The sequence below is a fragment of the Plastoroseomonas hellenica genome, assembly GCF_018129085.1.
Classification (GTDB): domain Bacteria; phylum Pseudomonadota; class Alphaproteobacteria; order Acetobacterales; family Acetobacteraceae; genus Plastoroseomonas; species Plastoroseomonas hellenica.
In genome coordinates, this window is the sequence record NZ_JAAGBB010000059.1 from 1 (window position 1) to 18,812 (window position 18,812).

At 68.0% G+C, this 18,812-nt stretch carries 16 protein-coding genes; 9 read left to right on the forward strand and 7 right to left on the reverse strand.

What is annotated here, in order from left to right:
- Nucleotides 1-136 precede the first annotated feature (136 nt).
- Entirely contained in the window at nt 137-1,159 is a 1,023-nt protein-coding gene (locus tag GXW71_RS29340) for an aldo/keto reductase (protein ID WP_211856272.1), read from the forward strand.
- 9 nt (nt 1,160-1,168) lie between these two features.
- Here the strand turns inward: GXW71_RS29340 and GXW71_RS29345 are convergent, their stop codons facing one another.
- Both GXW71_RS29345 and GXW71_RS29350 read right to left on the reverse strand, forming a co-directional pair.
- Nucleotides 1,169-1,381, reverse strand: coding sequence for a hypothetical protein (locus tag GXW71_RS29345; protein WP_211856273.1), 213 nt, complete (start codon nt 1,379-1,381; stop codon nt 1,169-1,171).
- 39 nt (nt 1,382-1,420) lie between these two features.
- Nucleotides 1,421-2,506, reverse strand: coding sequence for a DNA topoisomerase IB (locus GXW71_RS29350; RefSeq protein WP_211856274.1), 1,086 nt, complete (start codon nt 2,504-2,506; stop codon nt 1,421-1,423).
- Between the two features lie 166 nt (nt 2,507-2,672).
- On the opposite strand from GXW71_RS29350, the gene GXW71_RS29355 reads away from it, so the two are divergent.
- The gene (locus GXW71_RS29355) at nt 2,673-2,981 is read left to right on the forward strand and encodes a hypothetical protein (RefSeq protein WP_211856275.1); all 309 of its coding nucleotides are present in this window, start codon (nt 2,673-2,675) and stop codon (nt 2,979-2,981) included.
- A 96-nt stretch (nt 2,982-3,077) separates the two neighbouring features.
- On the opposite strand, the gene GXW71_RS29360 is transcribed toward GXW71_RS29355, so the two are convergent.
- Nucleotides 3,078-3,914 (reverse strand): inositol monophosphatase family protein, encoded by an 837-nt coding sequence (locus tag GXW71_RS29360; protein WP_246527001.1) that lies wholly within the window; start codon nt 3,912-3,914, stop codon nt 3,078-3,080.
- Nucleotides 3,892-4,800 (reverse strand): diacylglycerol/lipid kinase family protein, encoded by a 909-nt coding sequence (locus tag GXW71_RS29365; protein ID WP_211856276.1) that lies wholly within the window; start codon nt 4,798-4,800, stop codon nt 3,892-3,894. Before GXW71_RS29365 ends, GXW71_RS29360 begins: the two co-directional genes overlap by 23 nt.
- 123 nt (nt 4,801-4,923) lie before the next feature.
- On the opposite strand from GXW71_RS29365, the gene GXW71_RS29370 reads away from it, so the two are divergent.
- Nucleotides 4,924-5,328, forward strand: a complete 405-nt coding sequence (locus GXW71_RS29370) for a PRC-barrel domain-containing protein (RefSeq protein ID WP_211856277.1) — start codon at nt 4,924-4,926, stop codon at nt 5,326-5,328.
- A 34-nt stretch (nt 5,329-5,362) separates the two neighbouring features.
- Here the strand turns inward: GXW71_RS29370 and GXW71_RS29375 are convergent, their stop codons facing one another.
- Both GXW71_RS29375 and GXW71_RS29380 read right to left on the reverse strand, forming a co-directional pair.
- Nucleotides 5,363-6,337, reverse strand: coding sequence for a Bug family tripartite tricarboxylate transporter substrate binding protein (locus GXW71_RS29375; RefSeq protein ID WP_211856278.1), 975 nt, complete (start codon nt 6,335-6,337; stop codon nt 5,363-5,365).
- Nucleotides 6,338-6,412: 75 nt separating this feature from the next.
- Entirely contained in the window at nt 6,413-7,195 is a 783-nt protein-coding gene (locus GXW71_RS29380) for an IclR family transcriptional regulator (RefSeq protein WP_211856279.1), read from the reverse strand.
- 123 nt (nt 7,196-7,318) lie between these two features.
- Here GXW71_RS29380 and GXW71_RS29385 point away from each other — a divergent pair, with 123 nt between their 5' ends.
- The 3 genes from GXW71_RS29385 to GXW71_RS29395 are packed head-to-tail and all read left to right on the forward strand — an operon-like array spanning nt 7,319 to nt 11,937.
- The gene (locus tag GXW71_RS29385) at nt 7,319-8,704 is read left to right on the forward strand and encodes an aminotransferase (RefSeq protein ID WP_211856280.1); all 1,386 of its coding nucleotides are present in this window, start codon (nt 7,319-7,321) and stop codon (nt 8,702-8,704) included.
- Nucleotides 8,701-10,341: an amidohydrolase gene (locus tag GXW71_RS29390; protein ID WP_211856281.1), complete on the forward strand. Its 1,641-nt coding sequence runs from the start codon at nt 8,701-8,703 to the stop codon at nt 10,339-10,341. The genes GXW71_RS29385 and GXW71_RS29390 overlap by 4 nt, the downstream gene beginning before the upstream one ends.
- Nucleotides 10,342-10,359: 18 nt before the next feature.
- Nucleotides 10,360-11,937 carry an ABC transporter substrate-binding protein gene (locus tag GXW71_RS29395; protein WP_211856282.1) on the forward strand — a complete coding sequence of 526 codons (1,578 nt, stop codon included), beginning with the start codon at nt 10,360-10,362 and terminating at the stop codon, nt 11,935-11,937.
- 11 nt (nt 11,938-11,948) lie between these two features.
- Here GXW71_RS29395 and GXW71_RS29400 read toward each other — a convergent pair whose 3' ends face one another.
- On the reverse strand, nt 11,949-12,842 hold the full coding sequence (locus GXW71_RS29400; RefSeq protein ID WP_246527002.1) for a L,D-transpeptidase: 894 nt from the start codon (nt 12,840-12,842) through the stop codon (nt 11,949-11,951).
- 247 nt (nt 12,843-13,089) lie between these two features.
- Between GXW71_RS29400 and GXW71_RS29405 the strand changes: the two genes are divergently transcribed.
- Genes GXW71_RS29405 through GXW71_RS29415 form a run of 3 tightly spaced genes read left to right on the forward strand, consistent with a single transcriptional unit; the run spans nt 13,090 to nt 18,808 of the window.
- Nucleotides 13,090-14,577 (forward strand): Wadjet anti-phage system protein JetA family protein, encoded by a 1,488-nt coding sequence (locus GXW71_RS29405; protein WP_211856283.1) that lies wholly within the window; start codon nt 13,090-13,092, stop codon nt 14,575-14,577.
- Nucleotides 14,570-15,316 (forward strand): DUF4194 domain-containing protein, encoded by a 747-nt coding sequence (locus GXW71_RS29410; protein ID WP_211856284.1) that lies wholly within the window; start codon nt 14,570-14,572, stop codon nt 15,314-15,316. Before GXW71_RS29405 ends, GXW71_RS29410 begins: the two co-directional genes overlap by 8 nt.
- A 3-nt stretch (nt 15,317-15,319) precedes the next feature.
- Nucleotides 15,320-18,808: an SbcC/MukB-like Walker B domain-containing protein gene (locus GXW71_RS29415; RefSeq protein ID WP_211856285.1), complete on the forward strand. Its 3,489-nt coding sequence runs from the start codon at nt 15,320-15,322 to the stop codon at nt 18,806-18,808.
- Nucleotides 18,809-18,812 lie beyond the last annotated feature (4 nt).

The following is an 18,812-nucleotide window of genomic DNA, read 5'->3' on the forward strand; positions in this document are numbered from 1 at the left end:
CGCCGCGCGCGCCACGGCGGCCCCGCGCCGCCCGGCCGCGGCGGCGCGCAATCGGGGAAGACGCTGAGCCGCGCTGGGTCTGGACGGCGCGGCGCGCGCAGGCATCAGGCCGTCATCCCAAGGAGGAGGCTTCGCCATGGAATATCGCCGCCTCGGCGCTTCGGGCTTCAAGGTGCCCGCGCTCAGCTTCGGCACCGGCACCTTCGGCGGCGTCGGGCGCCTCGCGCCCTGGGGCGCGACCCAGGTGGAGGAAGCCCGCCGCCTCATCGACATCTGCCTCGATGCCGGGCTCACCCTGTTCGACACCGCCGACATCTACTCCGGCGGCGCGGCGGAGAGCGTGCTGGGGGAGGCGATCAAGGGCCGGCGCGACAAGCTGCTGATCTCGACCAAGGCGACCTTCCGCAACGGCGAAGGCCCGAACGATGTCGGCAGCAGCCGCTTCGCGCTGATCCGCGCGGTGGAGGCGGCGCTGACGCGCCTGCACACCGATCACATCGACCTCTTCCAGCTCCATGGCTACGACGCGCAAACCCCGCCGGAGGAGGTGCTCCAGACCCTTGACCAGCTCATCCGCCAGGGGAAGATCCGCTATATCGGCGTCTCCAACTATTCGGGCTGGCACCTGATGAAGGCGCTCGGCGTCGCCGATCGCCACGGCTTCCCGCGCTATGTCGCGCACCAGGCCTACTACTCGCTGGTCGGGCGTGACTTCGAGTGGGAGCTGATGCCGCTCGGCATCGACCAGGGCGTCGGGACCGTGGTCTGGAGCCCGCTCGGCTGGGGGCGGCTGACCGGCAAGCTCCGCCGCGGCCAGCCGCTGCCGGCGCAGAGCCGGCTGCACGAGACCGCCGATTTCGGGCCGCCGGTGCCGGAGGAGCTGCTCTACAGGGTGGTGGACGCGCTGGATGAAGTGGCGGCCGAGACCGGCAAAAGCATCCCGCAGATCGCGCTGAACTGGCTGCTGCAGCGCCCGACCGTCGCGACCGTCGTCATCGGCGCCAGGAACGAGGACCAGCTTCGCCAGAACCTCGGCGCCGTCGGCTGGAACCTGACGCCGGAGCAGGTCGCGAAGCTCGATGCCGCGAGCGTCACCACGCGCGCCTATCCCTATTGGCACCAGGCCGGCTTCGCGGAACGCAACCCGCCGCCGGTCTGACGCGCATCCTCAGCCCTGGCCGCCCAGGTGATCCAGGGCGACCGTGTAGACCAGCAACGCGGCGACCGCGCCGGTGCAGAGGGAACAGAGGAGCAGCCCGGCAAACACCAGCCGGCCGCGGCGCTCGATCGCACCCAGGATGATCGCGCCAAGGCCCAGCACGCCGGCGGCGGGAACCAGCATCGCGAAAGCCAGCCAGCCGAGATCAGCAGCCGTCATCATCCCGAGCCCCTTCGGCTCCAGCGCCGGCTCGACCGCGTGTCACGGGCCGGCTCGCTCCCGGCGCAACCTCTCGAGCAGCAGGGCCAGCACCGCCGCTTCCTCGGGCTGCAGCGTCTTCATCTCCTCGCTCAGCCGCGTCTGGGTGCGCGCCTCCATCTCCAGCGCCAGGCCGCCGTCGAGATAGGTCTCAAGGATCGCCGGATGCACGTAGCACTTGCGGCAGATGGTGGGCGTATTGCCGAGCCGCGCGGCGACCTGCTCGATCGCGGCCTTGATGTTGCGCTTCGCGCCGGCCGCGCTGTCGAAGCGCTGGAATTCATCCAGCGCCAGCGCCGCGAGGACCGTGCCGGCCCAGGTCCGGAAGTCCTTGGCGGTGACATCGCGTCCGGAAATCTCGCGGAGATAGGCATTCACGTCGGTGGAGGAGACGCCGTTCAGCGTGCCATCCGCGTCGCGGTACTGGAACAGCTCCTGCCCGGGCAGCTCCTGGCATGAGCGGATGATCCTGGCGACGCGGCGATTGTTCAGGCGGAGCTGCCAGGCCTTGCCGCCCTTGCCTTTGAAGGTGAAGCGCAGCTCCGCCCCATCGACGGCGACATGCCGGGCGCGCAGCGTCGTCAGGCCGTAGCTCCGGTTCTGCTTCGCGTAATCGTCATTGCCGACGCGGATGAGGGTGGTCTCGAGCAGGTGCACGATCGTGGCCAGCACCTTCGCGCGCGGCAGTCCGGGCAGGGCCATGTCCGCCGCGACGCGCGCGCGGATGCCCGGCAGGACGTGCGCGAATTCGACCATGTGCTCGTATTTCGCGGCGTCGCGGAACTCGCGCCAGCGCGGGTGATAGCGATATTGCTTGCGGCCACGCTGGTCGCGGCCGGTGGCCTGGATATGGCCGTTGGGTCTGGGACAGATCCAGACCGCGGTCCAGGCCGGCGGCACGGCCAGGGCCCGGATGCGCTTGAGCGTCGCCGCGTCGCGCAGCGGCGCGCCGCTCGGCAGGCGATAGCTGAAGCCGGTTCCGGATCGCCTTCGGGAAATGCCCGGCTCAGCGTCGGAGACGTGGATCAGATCCGCCTCCTCCGCGGCGGCACGAGGATCAACCACGGAGGAGGACGGGCTGGCGGGCATGGCGGCGACCGGTTGCGAGGCCTTACTGAACGCGGGCGCATACCGGCCGGTTCCTCACGCGTGCCTACGGGAAGGCCAAGGCGAGCCATCGCAACCGACACCGCATCGGCAGCGTTTTGCAGGCGACCCAGCATCCGAGAAGCTGTCGGTCCAAAGGGAGGATCACATGGCATTCGCATCCAGACGCATCGCCGCCGCGGCCGCTTTCGGCGCCGTCCTGATCGCCGGCGGTGCCGCGGCACAGCAGGCCGCGCCGCCGAACGTCGCGCCGCGCGACGCGCCGACGCAGAGCCAGACCGGCACCACCGCGCCGGTTCCGAACCCGAACGTCCCCGGCGTCGCGCCGACGCAGCAGGGCCTCGGCACGACCCAGCCCCCGACCACCTCGAACACCACGCCTGGCGGCGCGCCCACGACCGGCAGCCCGGCGCAGCGCGACACCACGCAGCCGCCCAGCCAGACCACGCCGCGCTAGCCTCTTGCCCCGGGTTCACCGCACTTGGCGGCGAACCCGGGGCACCAGGTCTCTTGAGGGCCTCGCAACAGCGTCGCTGTCCGCCACGGGGCGCGCTCAGAAGGCGCGGTAATAGGCGCCGGCCGATTCATCGTCGCCGATGACGAGGCTTTCCCGCCAGGACCGTGCCGGCGTCGTCCCGAAGCCGTCGAACCGCGCCCACTCCTCCTGGGTCTTGGCGTAGATGCTGCCCCCCGAGGCGGAAACCAGGACGAGCCCCGCTGCGACATCCCAGATGTTCGGGCGCACGAAGCCGGCGACCTGTAGCAGCCCCGCCGCCACGAAGGCGCATTCGATGGCGGCCGAGCCGGTCTTGCGCGAATCCCAGCTCTGGCTCCGGCTCATCGGCGCATGCGGCATGCCGGCCAGGCGGCGGCGCACCGCCGGATTGGGCCGGGCGAGCAGCTTTTCGCCATCGAAGTTGAGCGGTCCGCCGGCATGCGCGTGATAGACGCCCGGGCGCAGCGCGTGGCTCGTGGAACACCAGACGGCGCCGGCAACCGGCCGGCCATGGCTGAGGACGCCGATCGAGGAGGCGAAGAGCGGGAAGCCGTTGACGAAGTTCGTGGTGCCGTCGATGGGGTCGATCGCCCAGAGCAGCCCGTCGCGGCCGACCGGGCTGTCCTCGAGCTCTTCCCCCAGGATGCCATGGTGTCCGAAGCGCTCCGCGAGGCGTTCGCGAATGAGGTGCTCGGCCTTCTGGTCCACTTCCGACACCGGGTCGCGATAGAGGGGCGAGTCCTCGGCGTCGTCGAAGGTCTTGTAGCGGATGGTCAGCGACCGCCCGAGCGCATTGACGATCTCCGTGCCCGCCAGCCGGGCCAGCTCCAAGGCGGTCTCCTCCAACTCAAGGAGCAGGGCAGGGGGCATGTCAGGCGCGGCTGTCGGACTCATGGTTCACCTCCGGGACGAGAACACGGATGACGTCTTCCTGCAGTGCCAGTTCCACCTGGTCGCCGGCGTCGGTTTGCACCTCGTCGTCGAGGCGGAGCGGCTCGCCGTTCAACCGGACGCGGATTCGGCTGACGCGCGCCTCCCTGACCGGCGCCCGCGACGCATGCGGCTGCGCGATCCAGTCGAGCATGGCGTCGCGCGCCGCCACCGGCAGCCAGACCGCCGCCAGCCTGCCGTCGGCAGCCGCGGGGCTGGCCAGGCGCAATCCGGGGCCAATCTGGGTGATGTTCATGAACTCGAAGGCGAGGGACGGCTCCTCGAGCTCCGCGCCGTCGAGCGTGATGGCGGCGCGGCAAGGCTCGGCCCGGAGCAGCGCATCGCGCAGGGCATCACGCCCGACCGACCGCTTGCGTGAGCGCGGCAGCCCGTGCATGTCGGCCTGCATGGACCGCGTCAGGGCGCCTATCCCGACCGCTTCCACGAAGCAGGCGCTGCACCCTGGCGCACGCATCTCCCCGACGGGCAGGCTGGCGCTCGTGCTGCTGCCGATGACGCTGGCGATCCGTTCGGGCGGAACATAGGCGCCAAGGGAGCGCGCGATGTTGTTGGCCCCGCCGGTCGGCATGATCGCGAGCCGTACCAGCGCGCGGTCCAGCAGCACCGCGGCGCGGGCAACCGTGCCGTCGCCGCCGGCGACGAGCAGGACGCCTTGGGCACGGCGGACGATAGCCTCGGCGCCCTCGTCCCCGGCCGTGCAGTAGCGGCCGTGCACGCCGGCGGCAGCGAGGTGGGCCTGCAGGCGGCCCGCCGGCCACTCGCCTTCACCAGCGTCCGGGTGATGGAGCACGGTTATGTTCATGCGTGGCAAACTCGCATCGCTGCGCATGGTTCCGTACCATCAGCCCGTTGCTGAAAATCCTCAGGCCAAGCTCCTCGCCCGGAAACGCCGCCGCGCATCGCACGTTCATTCGGACGCGCATTCTTGATGCGCCAAGCAGGGAGACAAACCATGAGCGGCAGAGCGGAATTCCCCGATCGCAGCGGCGATGTGCCGCGTCACGAAACCACCAGCCTGATCTCGTCCGACAAGGTCGAAGGGACTGCTGTCTATGACGCGAATGGGGAGCGCATCGGCTCCATCCATAGCGTGATGATCGGCAAGACCGATGGCGTGGTCGCCTATGCGGTGCTCTCCTTTGGCGGCTTCCTCGGCATCGGCAACAACCACTATCCGGTGCCCTGGGAGCAGCTCAAATACGACACCGGGCTTGACGGCTATGTCGTCGGGATGACCAAGGCGCAGATCGAAGGCGCGCCGAATTACGAGCCGTCGTCCGACTGGTATGGCCGCCACGGCACCTGGTACGACGACGTCGACGCCTATTGGACGCGCCCGGGCGGCTACGTGGCCTGAGCATCGGCCATCGCGCCGCCGGCCTTCCAGGGCGCTATTCGACCTGGATATTGCCGGCGCGCGCGATGGCGCCGAACTCCCGCTGCTCGGCACGCATGAAGGCGAGGCTCTCCTCCGGCGTCGAAGCGCGCGGCGCGGCGCCGAGGTCGCGCAGCCGCGCCTGGATCGGCGCTTCCTCCAGGATCTGGTTCACCACCTCGTTCAGTCGGCGGATCACCTCGGGCGGCGTCGCCTTGGGCGCCATGAAGGCGTACCAGGCGACGTATTCGCGCTGATCGAGGCCGAGCTCGAGCATCGTCGGCACCTCCGGCAGGCGCGCCGAGGCTTCGCGGGAGGTCACCGCTAGCGCGCGGAAGCGGCCGCCGGCGATATGGCCATATCCGGCGCCGAGGCTGTCCAGCATGATCGGCACCTGGCCGGCGACGACATCCATCTGCGCCTGCGGCGTGCCGCGATAGGGCACCGCCGGCAGATCGAGCCCGTGGCGCCGCTTGAAGTCCTCGACGACCAGGTGGTTGATGCTGCCCGAGCTTGGCAGCGCGTAGCGCCAGCGGTCGGGCTCCGCGCGCACCTGCGCGACCAGCCCCGGCATCGTCCGGAACGGCGTCGCGGGGTTCACGACCCAGACGAGCGGCGAGGTGACGGCGACCGCGACCGCGGCGAGATCCGCCACGGGATCGAGCGGCATGGCACGGTAGATCGCGGTGTTGATGGTGATGGCGCCGATATGCCCGAACAGGATGGTGTGGCCATCGGCCGGGCTCCGCTGCACCTCCTGCATGCCGATATTGCCGTTGGCGCCGGGGCGGTTGTCGACCACGACCGGCTGGCCCAGCAGCTCCGACAGGCGCGGCGCCATGATGCGGGCATAGGTGTCGTAGCCGCCGGCCGCACTCGGCACGATGCAGCGGATGCTGCGGCTCGGCCAGGCGCGGCTCTGGGCGTAGGTGCGGGTGGTGGCTGGCAGGCCGGCGAGCAGCCCCAGGCCAACGCGACGCGTCAGGCGCATGCTTCGCTCCCCTCCCTCATTGGCCGCATGGAAGCAGGAATCGCGAGCGCCGGGTGCCGTTATTTTCGCCCGCCGTCAGGGCCCTGGCTTGGTCGCGAGCCGCTGCGCGCCACTCGCCAGCCCCGCCCAATCGGCCGCGATCGCGTCCGCGGTGCGGCGCGCGGCAGCGGCGAGCGCGGGCAGATCCTTCGCGTCGCGCCGCGGCATGGGGGCCGCGATGCTGACCGCGCCGGCCAGGCGCTGCTTCGGGTCCATGACTGGCGCCGCGGCGCTGACGATCCCCTCGTAGTAGCTGTCCTCGGCGGAGCCCGCGCCGTCTTGCCGGATACGGGCCAGATGGGCCTCCAGCGCCTCCGGATCGGTCAGGGTGCGCGGCGTATAGCGCGCGAGCCCGGCGGCATAGACCGCGCGGCGATCGGCTTCCGCGAAATGCGCGAGCAGGGCCTGGCCGCCGGCCGAGGCATGCAGCGGCATCCGCTCCCCGATGTCGTAGCCGACCCGCACCGCCTGGCGGCTCTCGACCACCGCGAGGCAGACCGCTTCCTGCCCGTCGGCGACCAGCAGTGCCACCGTTTCCCCCACCGCGTCGCGCAGCCGCTCCAGATGCGGGGGCGCGATGGTGAGCAGCCCGTGCTGGCTGATCCGCACCGCCGCGACGTCGAGCACGCCGAGGCCGAGCCGGTAGAGCCGCGTCCCCGGATCCTGCTCCACGAAGCGCTCCTCCAGCAGGGCGCGCAGCAGGCGGTGCACGCCGGCGCGGTCCATGCCGAGCCGCCGCGCCAGCTCGCTGACGCCGAGCTCGGGTTCCGCACGGGTGAACTGGCGCAGCAGATGGATGGCCTTGCGGGCGGTCTTCATGCCGGCAGCTTGCCAAGGCGTCGCTATATTATCAACATAGAAATCGCCATTTCACATTTGACGACAGCTCCAGGCCGGCCGCATCGTTGACCCCATCAACGGTTCCGGCAGGTGCATGGCCCGATGTCGCCCGATCTCAACTCCCCCTATGCGCGCGACATCGCGCACCATGTCCATCCGCAGACCAATCTCCGCCTGCACGAGAGCGAGGGGCCGCTGCTGATCGACCGCGGCGATGGCTGCACGATCATCGATGCCGAGGGCAACCGGCTGATCGAGGGCATGGCCGGCATGTGGTGCGCCTCGCTCGGCTTCAGCGAGCAGCGCCTGGTGGATGCCGCGACGCGCCAGATGCAGCGCCTGCCCTACATGCAGACCTTCGCGCACCGCTCGACCGACCCGGTGATCGACTTGGCGACCGAGCTCACCGCCATGGCGCCCGGCCCGCGGGCTGGGGAGAGCATGGCCAAGGCGCTCTTCGCCTGTTCGGGGTCGGAGGCGAACGACACCGCGATGAAGCTCGTCTGGTACTACCACCACGCGATCGGGCGGCCGGAGAAGCGCAAGATCATCGCGCGCCGCCGCGGCTACCACGGCACCACCATCGCCGCGGCGAGCCTGACCGGGCTGCCGAACATGCACCAGGATTTCAACCTGCCGCTCCCCGGCGTGCTGCACGCCACCTGCCCGCATTTCTACCGCGAGGGCAGGCCCGGCGAGACCGAGGCGGGTTTCACCGATCGCCTCGTGCAGGAGCTGGAGGCGCTGATCGAGGCCGAGGGCGCCGCGACCATCGGCGCCTTCATCGCGGAGCCGGTGATGGGCACCGGCGGCGTCGTGGTGCCGCCGGCAGAGTATTTCCCACGCGTGCAGGACGTGCTGCGCCGGCACGGGATCCTGATGATCGCCGACGAGGTGATCTGCGGCTTCGGCCGCACGGGCGCGATGTGGGGAAGCGAGGCCTTCGGCATCCGGCCGGACATGCTGACCTGCGCCAAGGCGCTCTCGGCCGCCTACTTCCCAATCTCCGCGACCCTGGTCTCCGAGGCGGTCTATGAGGCGATGCGGGCGGAGAGCGACAAGCTCGGCAATTTCTCGCACGGCTTCACCTATGGCGGGCATCCGGTCGGTGCAGCGGTCGCGCTGGAGACGCTCGCGATCTACCGGGAACGCGACATCGTCAGCCATGTCCGCCGCGTGGCGCCACGCCTGCAGGACGGGCTGCGCGCACTGGCCGATCATCCGCTGGTCGGGGAGGTCCGCGGCGTCGGGCTGATGGCGGCGCTGGAGCTGGTCGCCGACAAGGACACGCGCGCCTCCTTCCCGGCGGCGCGCAAGGTGCCGGGCTATCTCGCCGCCTGCATCCAGAAACGCGGGGTGCTGCTGCGCGGGCGCGACGACGGCCTGCTCTTTTCCCCGCCGCTCACGATCAGCGAGGCGGAGATCGACACGATCCTCGCCGCGGTCGCGACCGGCCTCGACGAAACCCTCGCCTGGCTCCGTTCATGAGCGCGCCCGCCGAACTCCTGCTGCATGGCGGCGTGATCCGGACCATGGATCCGGCGCGGCCGCTGGCGGAGGCGATCGCGATCGGCGGCGGCCGCATCATGGGCCTCGGCAGCCGCGCGGATCTCGAAGGGCTGGTCGGGGCCGGCACGCGGCAGGTGGCGCTCGGCGGCCGCATGGCGATGCCGGGGATCATCGACTTCCATCTGCACCTGCTCGGCGGCATGACGACGCGGCTCTACGCGACACCGCTCGCCCCGGCCGATGATTTCGGGGCGGTGCTGGAAAAGGTGGCCGCGGCGGCGCGGCAGCCCGGGCGGCGCGACTGGGTGGTCGCCGGTCCCTATGGCGCCGCGGCGCTGGCGGGGATGGCAGCGCCGGGGGCGCTCACCGCGCTGGATGCGGTCAGCAACGGCCGGCCGGCCGCGCTGATGCATGTCAGCGGCCACAGCCGCTTCGCCAACTCCCGGGCGCTCGATCTTGCCGGCATCGATGCCGCAACGCCGGATCCGCCGGACGGCCATATCGTGCGCGACGCCGCCGGCCGACCGACCGGCCTGCTGCACGAGGCCGCCGCCTGGCCGCTCCGCGACGCCATCCCGGCGCTGACCGAGGCGGAGCTGCTGGCGGTGGCGCGGGAGGCGCAGCACCTCCTCAACGGGCTCGGCATCACCGGCTTCTGCGATGCCAGCGCGACGCTCCCGATGCTGAAGACCTTCCGCGCGCTGGAGGATGCCGGCGGCCTCACCGCCTGGGCCGGCTTCAACCTCGCCCTGCACCCGAGCGCCTCGGGCTTCGATACGGCCGAGGCGCGGGTGCTGCGCGCGACCCGTCGCGCCCTCTGCGGTCCCCACATGATCGCGGATTTCGCCAAGATCTTCCTGGACGGCGTGCCGTCGCTCCGCACCGCCGCGATGTTCGAGCCCTATGCGGCGGCGCCCGAGGAGCCGCCGGTCGCGATGGCGCTCGACCGCGCCGGCCTCGCCGACGCGATCGCGGATTTCGACGCGGAGGGGATGGGCGTGAAGGTGCATGCGATCGGCGACCGCGCCGTGCGCACCGTGCTGGACGCGGTCGCGGATGTGCGTGCCCGCAATGCCGGCGGGCCGCAGCACCAGATCGCGCATGGCCAGTTCATCCTGGAGGAGGATATCCCCCGCCTTCGCGCGCTGAACGTGCTGGCCGACATGAACCCGCCGCTCTGGTACCCGAACGCCGCGAGCCTGACGCATGAACGCGTGGTCGGCGCGGCCCGCTATGCCCGGACCTGGGCGATCCGCGACATCCTCGCCGCCGGCGCCGATGTCGCTGTGGGCTCCGATTGGATGACCGTGACGGCGGAGCTCGATCCCTGGGAAGCCCTCGCCGGGCTGCTGACGCGGCGCGACCCGCACGGCCGCTTCCCCGGTGCGCACCGGCCCGACCAGGCGCTGACGCTGGACCAGGCGCTGCCGCTGCTGACGCGCAACCCGGCGCGCGCGATGCGCTTCGGCGACCGTACCGGGGCGCTGGCGCCGGGGCTCTCCGCCGACCTCATCCTGCTCGATCGCGACCTCGGTGCGATCGACCCGATGGCGGTGGCGGAGACGCGGGTGCTGGCGACGGTCTTCGAAGGAAAGCTGGTGCACGGCGTTCTGTAACGCGGGGGAGGGGTGACGATGCGGCGAAGGACAGTGCTGGGGGCAGCGGTGGGCATCGCGGCGATGCCGGCCATCGGGCGCGCGCAGGGCAGCCGCGTGCTGCGCTACGCGCCGGGTTCGGACCTCGCGATCCTCGATCCGACGCTCACCGCCGCCTATGTCACGCGCAACCACGCGCTGATGGTCTTCGACACGCTCTACGGCCAGGACAACAGCTATGCCCCGCAGCCGCAGATGGTCGCCGGCCATGTGGTGGAGGATGACGGCAGGCGCTGGACGCTGACGCTCCGGGATGGGCTCCGCTTCCATGACGGGGAAGCGGTGCTGGCACGGGATGCGGTCGCCAGCATCCGCCGCTGGGGCCGGATCGACGCCTTCGGTCAGGCGCTGATGGCGGCGACGGATGAGCTCTCCGCCCCCGACGACCGCCACATCCTGTTCCGCCTGAAGCGGCCTTTCCCGCTGCTGCCCAATGCGCTGTCGAAGGTCGCGGTGTTCTGCCCGGTGGTGATGCCGGCGCGGCTGGCGGAGAGCGAGCCGGGCCGCCCGATCAGCGAGATGATCGGCAGCGGCCCTTTCCGCTTCCTGGCCGACGAACGGGTGCCGGGCTCCCGCAATGTCTACGAGAAGTTCGCGGGCTATGTTCCACGTCCGGACGGCGTGACGGAATTCACCGCGGGCCCGAAGCATGTGCATCTCGACCGCGTCGAATGGATGACCATGCCGGATTCCGCCACCGCCGCATCGGCGCTTCGGCGCGGTGAGATCGACTGGTGGGAGAACCCGACCGTCGACCTGGTGCCGATGCTCAGGCGCCAGCGCAGCCTGACGCTGCGCGTGCTCGATCCCGCGGGCTCCGCTGCGACCTTGCGCTTCAACTTCCTCCACCCGCCCTTCGACAAGCCGGAGATCCGTCGCGCGCTGCTGCACGCGATCGACCAGACCGCCTGCATGAATGCGGTGGTCGGCGACGAACCCTCGCTGTTCAACGCTCGGCTGGGCGTCTTCAGCCCGCTGAGCCCGATGGCGAGCGATGCCGGGCTTGAGGTGCTGACCGCGCCCCGCGATCCCGGTCGTACCAGGCGGGAGATCGCGGCCGCCGGCTACAACGGCGAACGCGTGGTGCTGATCGGCGCCAGCGACATACCCGCGATCAATGCGGTGACCGAGGTGGTCGCGGATACGATGAAGCGCTGCGGCCTCAATGTCGATCTGGTCATGACGGATTGGGGTGCCGCCGTCACTCGCCGCCTGAACCGCGGCCCGGTGGCGCAGGGCGGCTGGAGCGCCTTCTGCGGCACCTGGTCCGGCCAGGATTTCCTGAACCCCGCCGGCCACCTGCCGATCCGCGGCAATGGTCAGGCGAGCTGGAGCGGCTGGCCGGAGAACCCGCGGCTCGAGGCATTGCGCAACGCCTGGTTCGAGGCACCCGATCTCGCCGAGCAGCAGCGCCTCTGCCGGGAGATCCAGGAGGAGGTCTGGCGCTTCGTGACCTATGTGCCGCTCGGCCAGTTCGTGCAGCACACTGCCTTCCACAATTCGATCACCGGCGTGCTGCAGGGCCATCCGGCCTTCCACAACATTCGCAAGGGCTGAAGGGCGCGCCGTCAGGACGATGGTGACGGCGCGGCCGCCGCCGCGCTGTCGAACACCACCATCAGCCGGCCGGCGAGCGGCGTCGGCGTGCGGTCCGGGCGCAGCAGGGCGCGGAAGCGCGGATCATCGGCGGCCGCGCGTTCATGATCGATGTCGAGCACGCCGTGGAGGTCGAGGAAGCGGTTCATCGCCGAGGGCACGCGCACGCAGCCCTGCGAGGCGGTGCGGCCGAGCCGCTGCTCCAGCGCATCCGGATCGGTCGCGTGCAGCAGCAGGCGGATCTCGCCTTCCTCGCCATCGCTGCGCCAGCCCTTGCGCGCCATCACCCAGCCGAAATCCCAGACCCGCATGCCGCGGGTGCCGAGGCCGCGGATGCGGTTCTCGTTGAAGGTGCCCTCGGCGCGCCAGTCGAGGATCGCATCCGTGTGCGGGAAGATGCCGGTCGGCGTGATGTAGTAGTGGCGCCGCCCGGCCTGCCCGGTCGAGACGCGGCTGCCGCCGATCACCTCCCACGCCCCGTCCGGGCGCGCGAGCAGGATCGCGAGTTGCTGCACCGCCGGGTTGCGATCCACAGCGATGATGAGCTGCGGCCGGTCGATGGCCGTGCCGCCATTGGCCAGCACTGCCTGCGCCAGCGCGATCCATGCCTGGTCGCGCTCGGGTGACGGGCGGCCCTGCGGCACCGCACGTGCCAGGGCGGCGCGGAGGCGCGTGGCTTCCGCCGCGACCTCGGCCGGGTCGAGGAGGGGCGGCGCCGACGCGGCGGGGGCGGGTGCGACGGGCGTCGCCGCAGCGACACCGTCCTGTGCCGGCGCGCAGGCGGCGGGGTTCAGCAACGCGCCCGCCAGCAACCAGCGGGCCAGGCGGGGCGGCGCCAATCGGCACCGGGACAGGATCGCATGCATCGGTCGACGACCTTTGCCGGGGCGAAAGGATATGGGGATGTGACATGGGAAAGATTAGGGCATGCGCCTGTCATCTCACCGAGACGCGCCCTCCAATAAATATAGGCGACCAAACATGCTGCATAATCAGCAGGTTAATTTTTGTAAGGTGTAAAAGGACCACTCTTTCACGGACGCATCGAGAATAGGTATTCAAATTTGTTAACTAGTAGTGATAATGGGTGAGAGGGTATTAGGATACTGAAGCATGTTGCATGCTCAATCGCAACCGTCGATGTCAGAGACTGAATCATCGCAGGGTAGCGGCCCGGCTGGATGCGGTCACCTTTTTGGCCATCTTCCGCCGGACCTGTTCCGTCTCCTCTCGGGGGCCGCCCGTTGGTTCTATGCGGAGCTTCTCGAGCACCTGAACGATGAGTTGTTCGCCGTGGCCGCGGCAGCGGTTACCCAGCGTGAGGCGATAGCCTCCATCGCCGAATTCATCGAGCGCCGCGGCCGTGGCGTCGAGATCGAAGCGGACGCCGGCGAAGCCATTGGAGCGGCAGCGACATCGGAACAGCGGGCGCAGGTGGCATATCGCCGATTGGTCGCCACTGGCTGGCTCGTGGAGCATCGCGACCGCTATCGGCGGCTTCTGGATCTGGATGGCCACGGGCGCCTGTTGCTCGAATTGCTCATCGACATCCGCAAAGGCCGAACCCGATCCTACGGCGGCGAGGTGCTGCTGGTCCTGACGATGATCGAGGCGGCCAGAAGCAAGCCTGCGGAGCGTTCCGAATCCATCCGCAATGCCGCAAAGTCAGCCCGCTCCTTCCTGCATCATCTCCGTTCGGTCTCCGGCGCCATGCGCCGCATCGAGCAGGAGATCGCCAGTCAGACGGAGCTTGCACCGCTGTTCCGCCGCTTCTTCGATGATTTCGTCCAGAATCATTTGATCGAGGACTACAAGCGTCTGCACACGCAAACGAATCCCTTCCGGTTCCGTGTCAGGATCATCGAAGAAGCCGAAGCGATCTTGGCTGATCCTTTGACGTTGGATGATCTAGCAGACGCCTATGTGCTGGAAGGCCGTGCTCCCGATCGGGCCGAAGGGCGGATGATCATCACCGTGGAGCTTCAGCAGGTCGTCAAAGTCTTCGAAGCGCTGGACGAGCATCTCGATCTGATTGAGGACACTAACCGCCGTGTCGAACGTCGTGTGCGCAATACGGTCCGTCACATGGAGCGGATCATGGATGCCAATACTGAGGCGGTCGTAGCTGCACTGGAGGCACTCGGGAAACACGAGGGGCAAGACGTGCCGACGGCCTCGCTTCCCTTCATGCCCGAAACTGTCCCGACCGGGCCGAATCACCTCTATCAAAGTGCACGTCGCCGTTCGCCGCCGGAGCGGATGCCCGTCCGCCGACCGCAGCCGGATCCAGCCTTTCTGGCCTTCCAGGCTGCGCTTCGCGACTACAGGGGGCGCATGGCCATCTCTTCGATCCAGATCCGCCGGTATCTGGAACGTGCGGTGATCGGAGATCGCGTGACTGCGGCCGAGGATCTGCCCTTGCAGACACTGGACGACTTTGCCGTCTTCGAGCGCCTGCGTGTACTTCCCTGGCTTGAAGGCGGGGCCTTGGCGGGTGAGTACATGGTCGATACCCTACCGGACGCGATCTTCGAGAACGAATGGATCACCTGCCCGGCCTTCCGCATCCGTCGCCGGAGTAAGGAGGATGCCCTTGCCTGAACTCGAGGAGGTCCGGGACCTGCTGGAGCCCGATCGGGGGCAAGGCGTTCCGAAGGAGGACATCGAGACGGCCATTCAGGCGCTGATGTTCCATCAATGCATCTATGAGGATACGCGGGGAATCGGGAAGTCCTTCGCCTTGCTGCGCAGTCGGTTCCCGTTTTTTGAACGCTACTTCAGTGCCATGGGCCATCGTCTGATTTCGGTGCCGCGCGAGGGCATGATCGCGCTCATGCCTGGCGACAATGCCTATGCGTGGCGGGAGACACGCATGCCGAAGGACAAGACGCTGGTCCTGCTCGCACTGCGTCTGATGCTCGAAGAGGGCTTCAAAGCGGGGCAGATGACCGAGAGCGGCCGCGTCGAAGCCACAACCGATGAGCTGCATGATCTGATCCGCCATGCCACCCGATCAGAGCCGCCGGGTGAAGGCAGACTTACCGAGATCCTGATGGAATTCCGTCGACGCGGTCTCGTGCGCATCGGCGATCGCGACAGTGCCGAGCGGGTGCGCCCGATCGCCGTGCTGCCGGGCGTGCGCCTGGTCTGCACGGATGCCTTTGCGCGCGCGTTGACTGCCTGGATCGAGGCCGGTGCAGAGGAGAAGGGTGAGATCTTCGATTTCATCGCGGGCCATCGTGAACGAGAGAATGCGGCCCCGGACTTCTCGGCGACGTCATCACGAATGGCGGACGAGCCAGAGGGTAGTGATGGGGATGACATCGAGGACGAGGTCTGAAGCATGTATTGGCTGGAACGGCTCAGTCTCCACAATTGGTATCTGTTCGAAGGGCTGGATATCGAGGTTCGCGGGGCCACCGCCCTCATCGGCCAGACCGGCGCCGGCAAGAGCGCGCTCATCGATGCCATCCAGACGGTCATGAGCGGCAACAACCGCAACGTCATCCATCTGAATTCCGCGGCCGGCGAAGCGCGCGATCGACGCGTCCACGGCTACTGCCTTGGCTGTGTGATCGATGTCGATGAAGGTCGGCCTCGGCGGCGGAAGCCGGAAACCACGCTCGCCCTGACCTTGCACGATCCTGCGGCAATGCACCGGGTCACAATTGGCGTACTGCTATCCGCCGACGCTGACGAGGGGACAAGCGAAGAAACCAGGCAGCGCTTTGTCATCCGCGGTCATGGTTTCTCTATCGACGAGTTCCTTGAGCGTGATGTAGGCGGCCAGGAGTTCATGCCGACGCATGACCAGTTGCTGGCCCGCATGAAGGCGCGCTTCGGCAAAGCGCTCACCTTCCACTCCAACAGCCAGGGCTTCGTCTCGGAATATCTCACGGCGATGCGGCCGCGCGTACCACCCAATCCCCGGAGCTTTCTGCGTGCCTTCTCGAATGCGCTGGCGGCCAGGGAGATCAGGGACCCGACCGACTTCGTCCGTCGCTTCGTTCTGGAAGCAAGTCCGCTCAAGGTGGAACGCGTTCGCGAATCCATCATGACCTGGCGCGAACTGCAGAAGGAAGTGGAGCGATTGGAAAGCATGCTCGCCGCCGCCAAAGGCGTGCGCGCGCGCTTCGCCAATTGGGCACGCCACAAGATCGGGGGCGATACGCAAGACTTTCTTGCCGCCTATGCTGAACGTTTGCTGCTGGAACGCGAGATCACATCCGATACTTCGGTGCAAGCCGCCTTCGAGGAGAAGCGGGCACGTCATCAAGCAGAGGCGGAAGGCTTCGAGGACAGCATTCAACGCCAGGTCGATCTGAATCAACGGGACGCCGCCCTTGCCCGCGCATCTGATGACACGGTTCGGCACGAGGCACTCGAAGGCGAGCTTCGTGGCGAGCGGGGCCGCCTGCAGGCCCTGTCTGCAACGCTCACCAACGCGGTCCACCGCTATGCGCGAGCGGTTCAGTTGGCGCGGCTACGGGAGTATCTCCCCGGCTATGCGCGTAGTGCCGTCGAGACGGCGGTAACGCTCGCCGCCCAAACCGCCAAGGGTGGGGCCGTGGACTGGGCTGTGGAAGGGGCGGAGCTCAGGGTGCTCGCCGGGCGTGTGCGCGATGTCGTTCGGGCGGAGCAGAGTCTCGTAGCGCAGCTCTCCGCGGCCGCTTCGGATCTTTCCGACTTACGGAAGGAAGCCACGAGCCTGGAGGTTCAACTCGCGGCCGCGGAGCAGGGCGGCCCTTTGCTATCGCAGCAGACGCTCGAGTTTCGCGCCGAACTCATGCGGAGGGGTTTGCAGCCCATTCTCCTCCCTGATCTCGTCGAGGTCTCCGAGCCGGAATGGGCCTTCGCCCTGGAAGCCCTGCTCGGCGCCTATCGAGAGGCCCTGATCGTCCCACAGGACCAGTTGAACGAGGCCTTCGACATTCTGTTCCGCAATCGGCAGCGTTTCGACAGCTGCCGTCTGGTGAACACTCGGAAGACACGCGGTGTGCCGGCGCGATCGTTGCCTGCCGGCTCCATTGCGGAAGTGGCCAGCGTGGATGATCCGGATGCGCGCGCCTTCATCCATTTTCATGCAGGCCGCTATATCCGGGCCGAGAACCCCTTCGATCTGGAGCGGCTCGACAGCGGTGTCATGAAGAACGGCAGGACATCATCGGGAATGGCGCTCCGGGTGCATCGCGATCGTCCCCCGATTCTCGGCAGGACCGCCCAAATGGCAGCGCTCGAAAGGGCGCGGGCGCGGTGGACGGAGATCCACGATGCCATCGCCGCACTGGAAGAACGCCACCGACTGCTTTCCGGTGGGCTGCAGCTGCTCGCGCAAATTGCCGATGCATCGGAGCCGGAGGCGCTGGAACAGGATGCGCGCGAGCTGGAGGATGCCCGCCTTCGCGTCCTCCAGTTGCAGCGAGACATCACCGAGTTATCCCGGAGCGATCCCACCGGGATCCTGGCGGGGATTCACGAACGCCAGCGCTTCATCGAGGAAATGAAAACCGAGATGATCGAAGCGCGGCGTCTGGCTCAGGAGGCTTACGGCCAGATCACGAAGATCGGCGAGAGGATCCAACAGAAGCAACAGCGGAGTGCGGAGCTGACGCAGATCGAAGCGAGCCTGGCTGCTGCCCAACAGAGCGAGCAGGCGCAGCGCCTCATCCTGGTCGCCGATGTGAGAGAGACGATTATCGCCGTTCGCGAGCGGACCGAGAATCAGCTGGGAATCGAGTGGCAAGGGCGCGAGTTGGAGGGGCTGAAAGCCCTGCAGCGGGTGGCCCAAGAAAGTCTACGCAGGGAAAAGGAATTGCTGCCGCGAGCCCTGCGGGAGGCTGGCCATGGATGGGAGGATTTCCTGCTGAAGTGGATCGGCCAGAACCCACTGCCCGCAGAGGCGGAGGATGCCGACAAGCTCTACTGGATCGATGCCCGGGTGCGCCGCATCGAGGATAACGAGCTGCTTCCCCATAGGAAGCGGGTCGAAGAGGCGCGCGATGAGATGGAGCGAATGCTCAAGGAAGACCTGCTCGCCAAGCTGGCCGAGCGGTTCGAGACCGTCCGCGTGCAGATCGATATGCTCAATCGTCGCCTGTCCGGCCATACCTTCGTCGGGCAACGCTATTCCTTCTACCGGCGTCAGAACGACCGTCTCAAGCCACTCTACGATCTAGCTCGCCAAGTCGCCGCCAATCCGCAGATCGATTTCCTCAGCTTGCAGAGTAATGCTGTGACAGCCGAAGGCCGCAAGGCGTTCGAGCAGATCGAGCTGATCGTCGGTGATCAGGAAGACACCCGCCAGATCGAGGACTATCGCAACTACTTCGAGTTCGAACTCCAGATTCAGAGCGGCGCTGACGAACCTCGTGACTTCTCGAAGATCCTGGGCTTGCTGTCTGGCGGCCAGCGGCAGGCGCCATATTACGTCGCTATCGCGGCATCGATGACCTCAGTTTATTTTCCTGGCGGCAAAATTGATGATAATAGCGGTATGGGCCTTGTGGCATTCGATGAGGCCTTCAACAAGCTTGATGTGAAGAACACCCAGGCATTGCTCGACCTGTTTCGCAGCCTGGGGCTGCAGGTCGTTGTGGCGGCACCGGAGGCAAGCCGCCCGACTTTCCTTGAAAGCGTCGATACCGTCATCACCATCGCCCGCAATCCGAATACCGACGTCGTGTATGTCGACAGCGAGCATATCGGGCCGCGCGCACGACAGGAGATGCGCGCGCAGAATCCAGAACATAGAGGTGTGGAAGGCTTCCGGACTGTCGTTCAGCCGCCGAGGACGGCAGAGACCGACGTCGGCCGATCCGCCGCGGCGGAGTAGGACG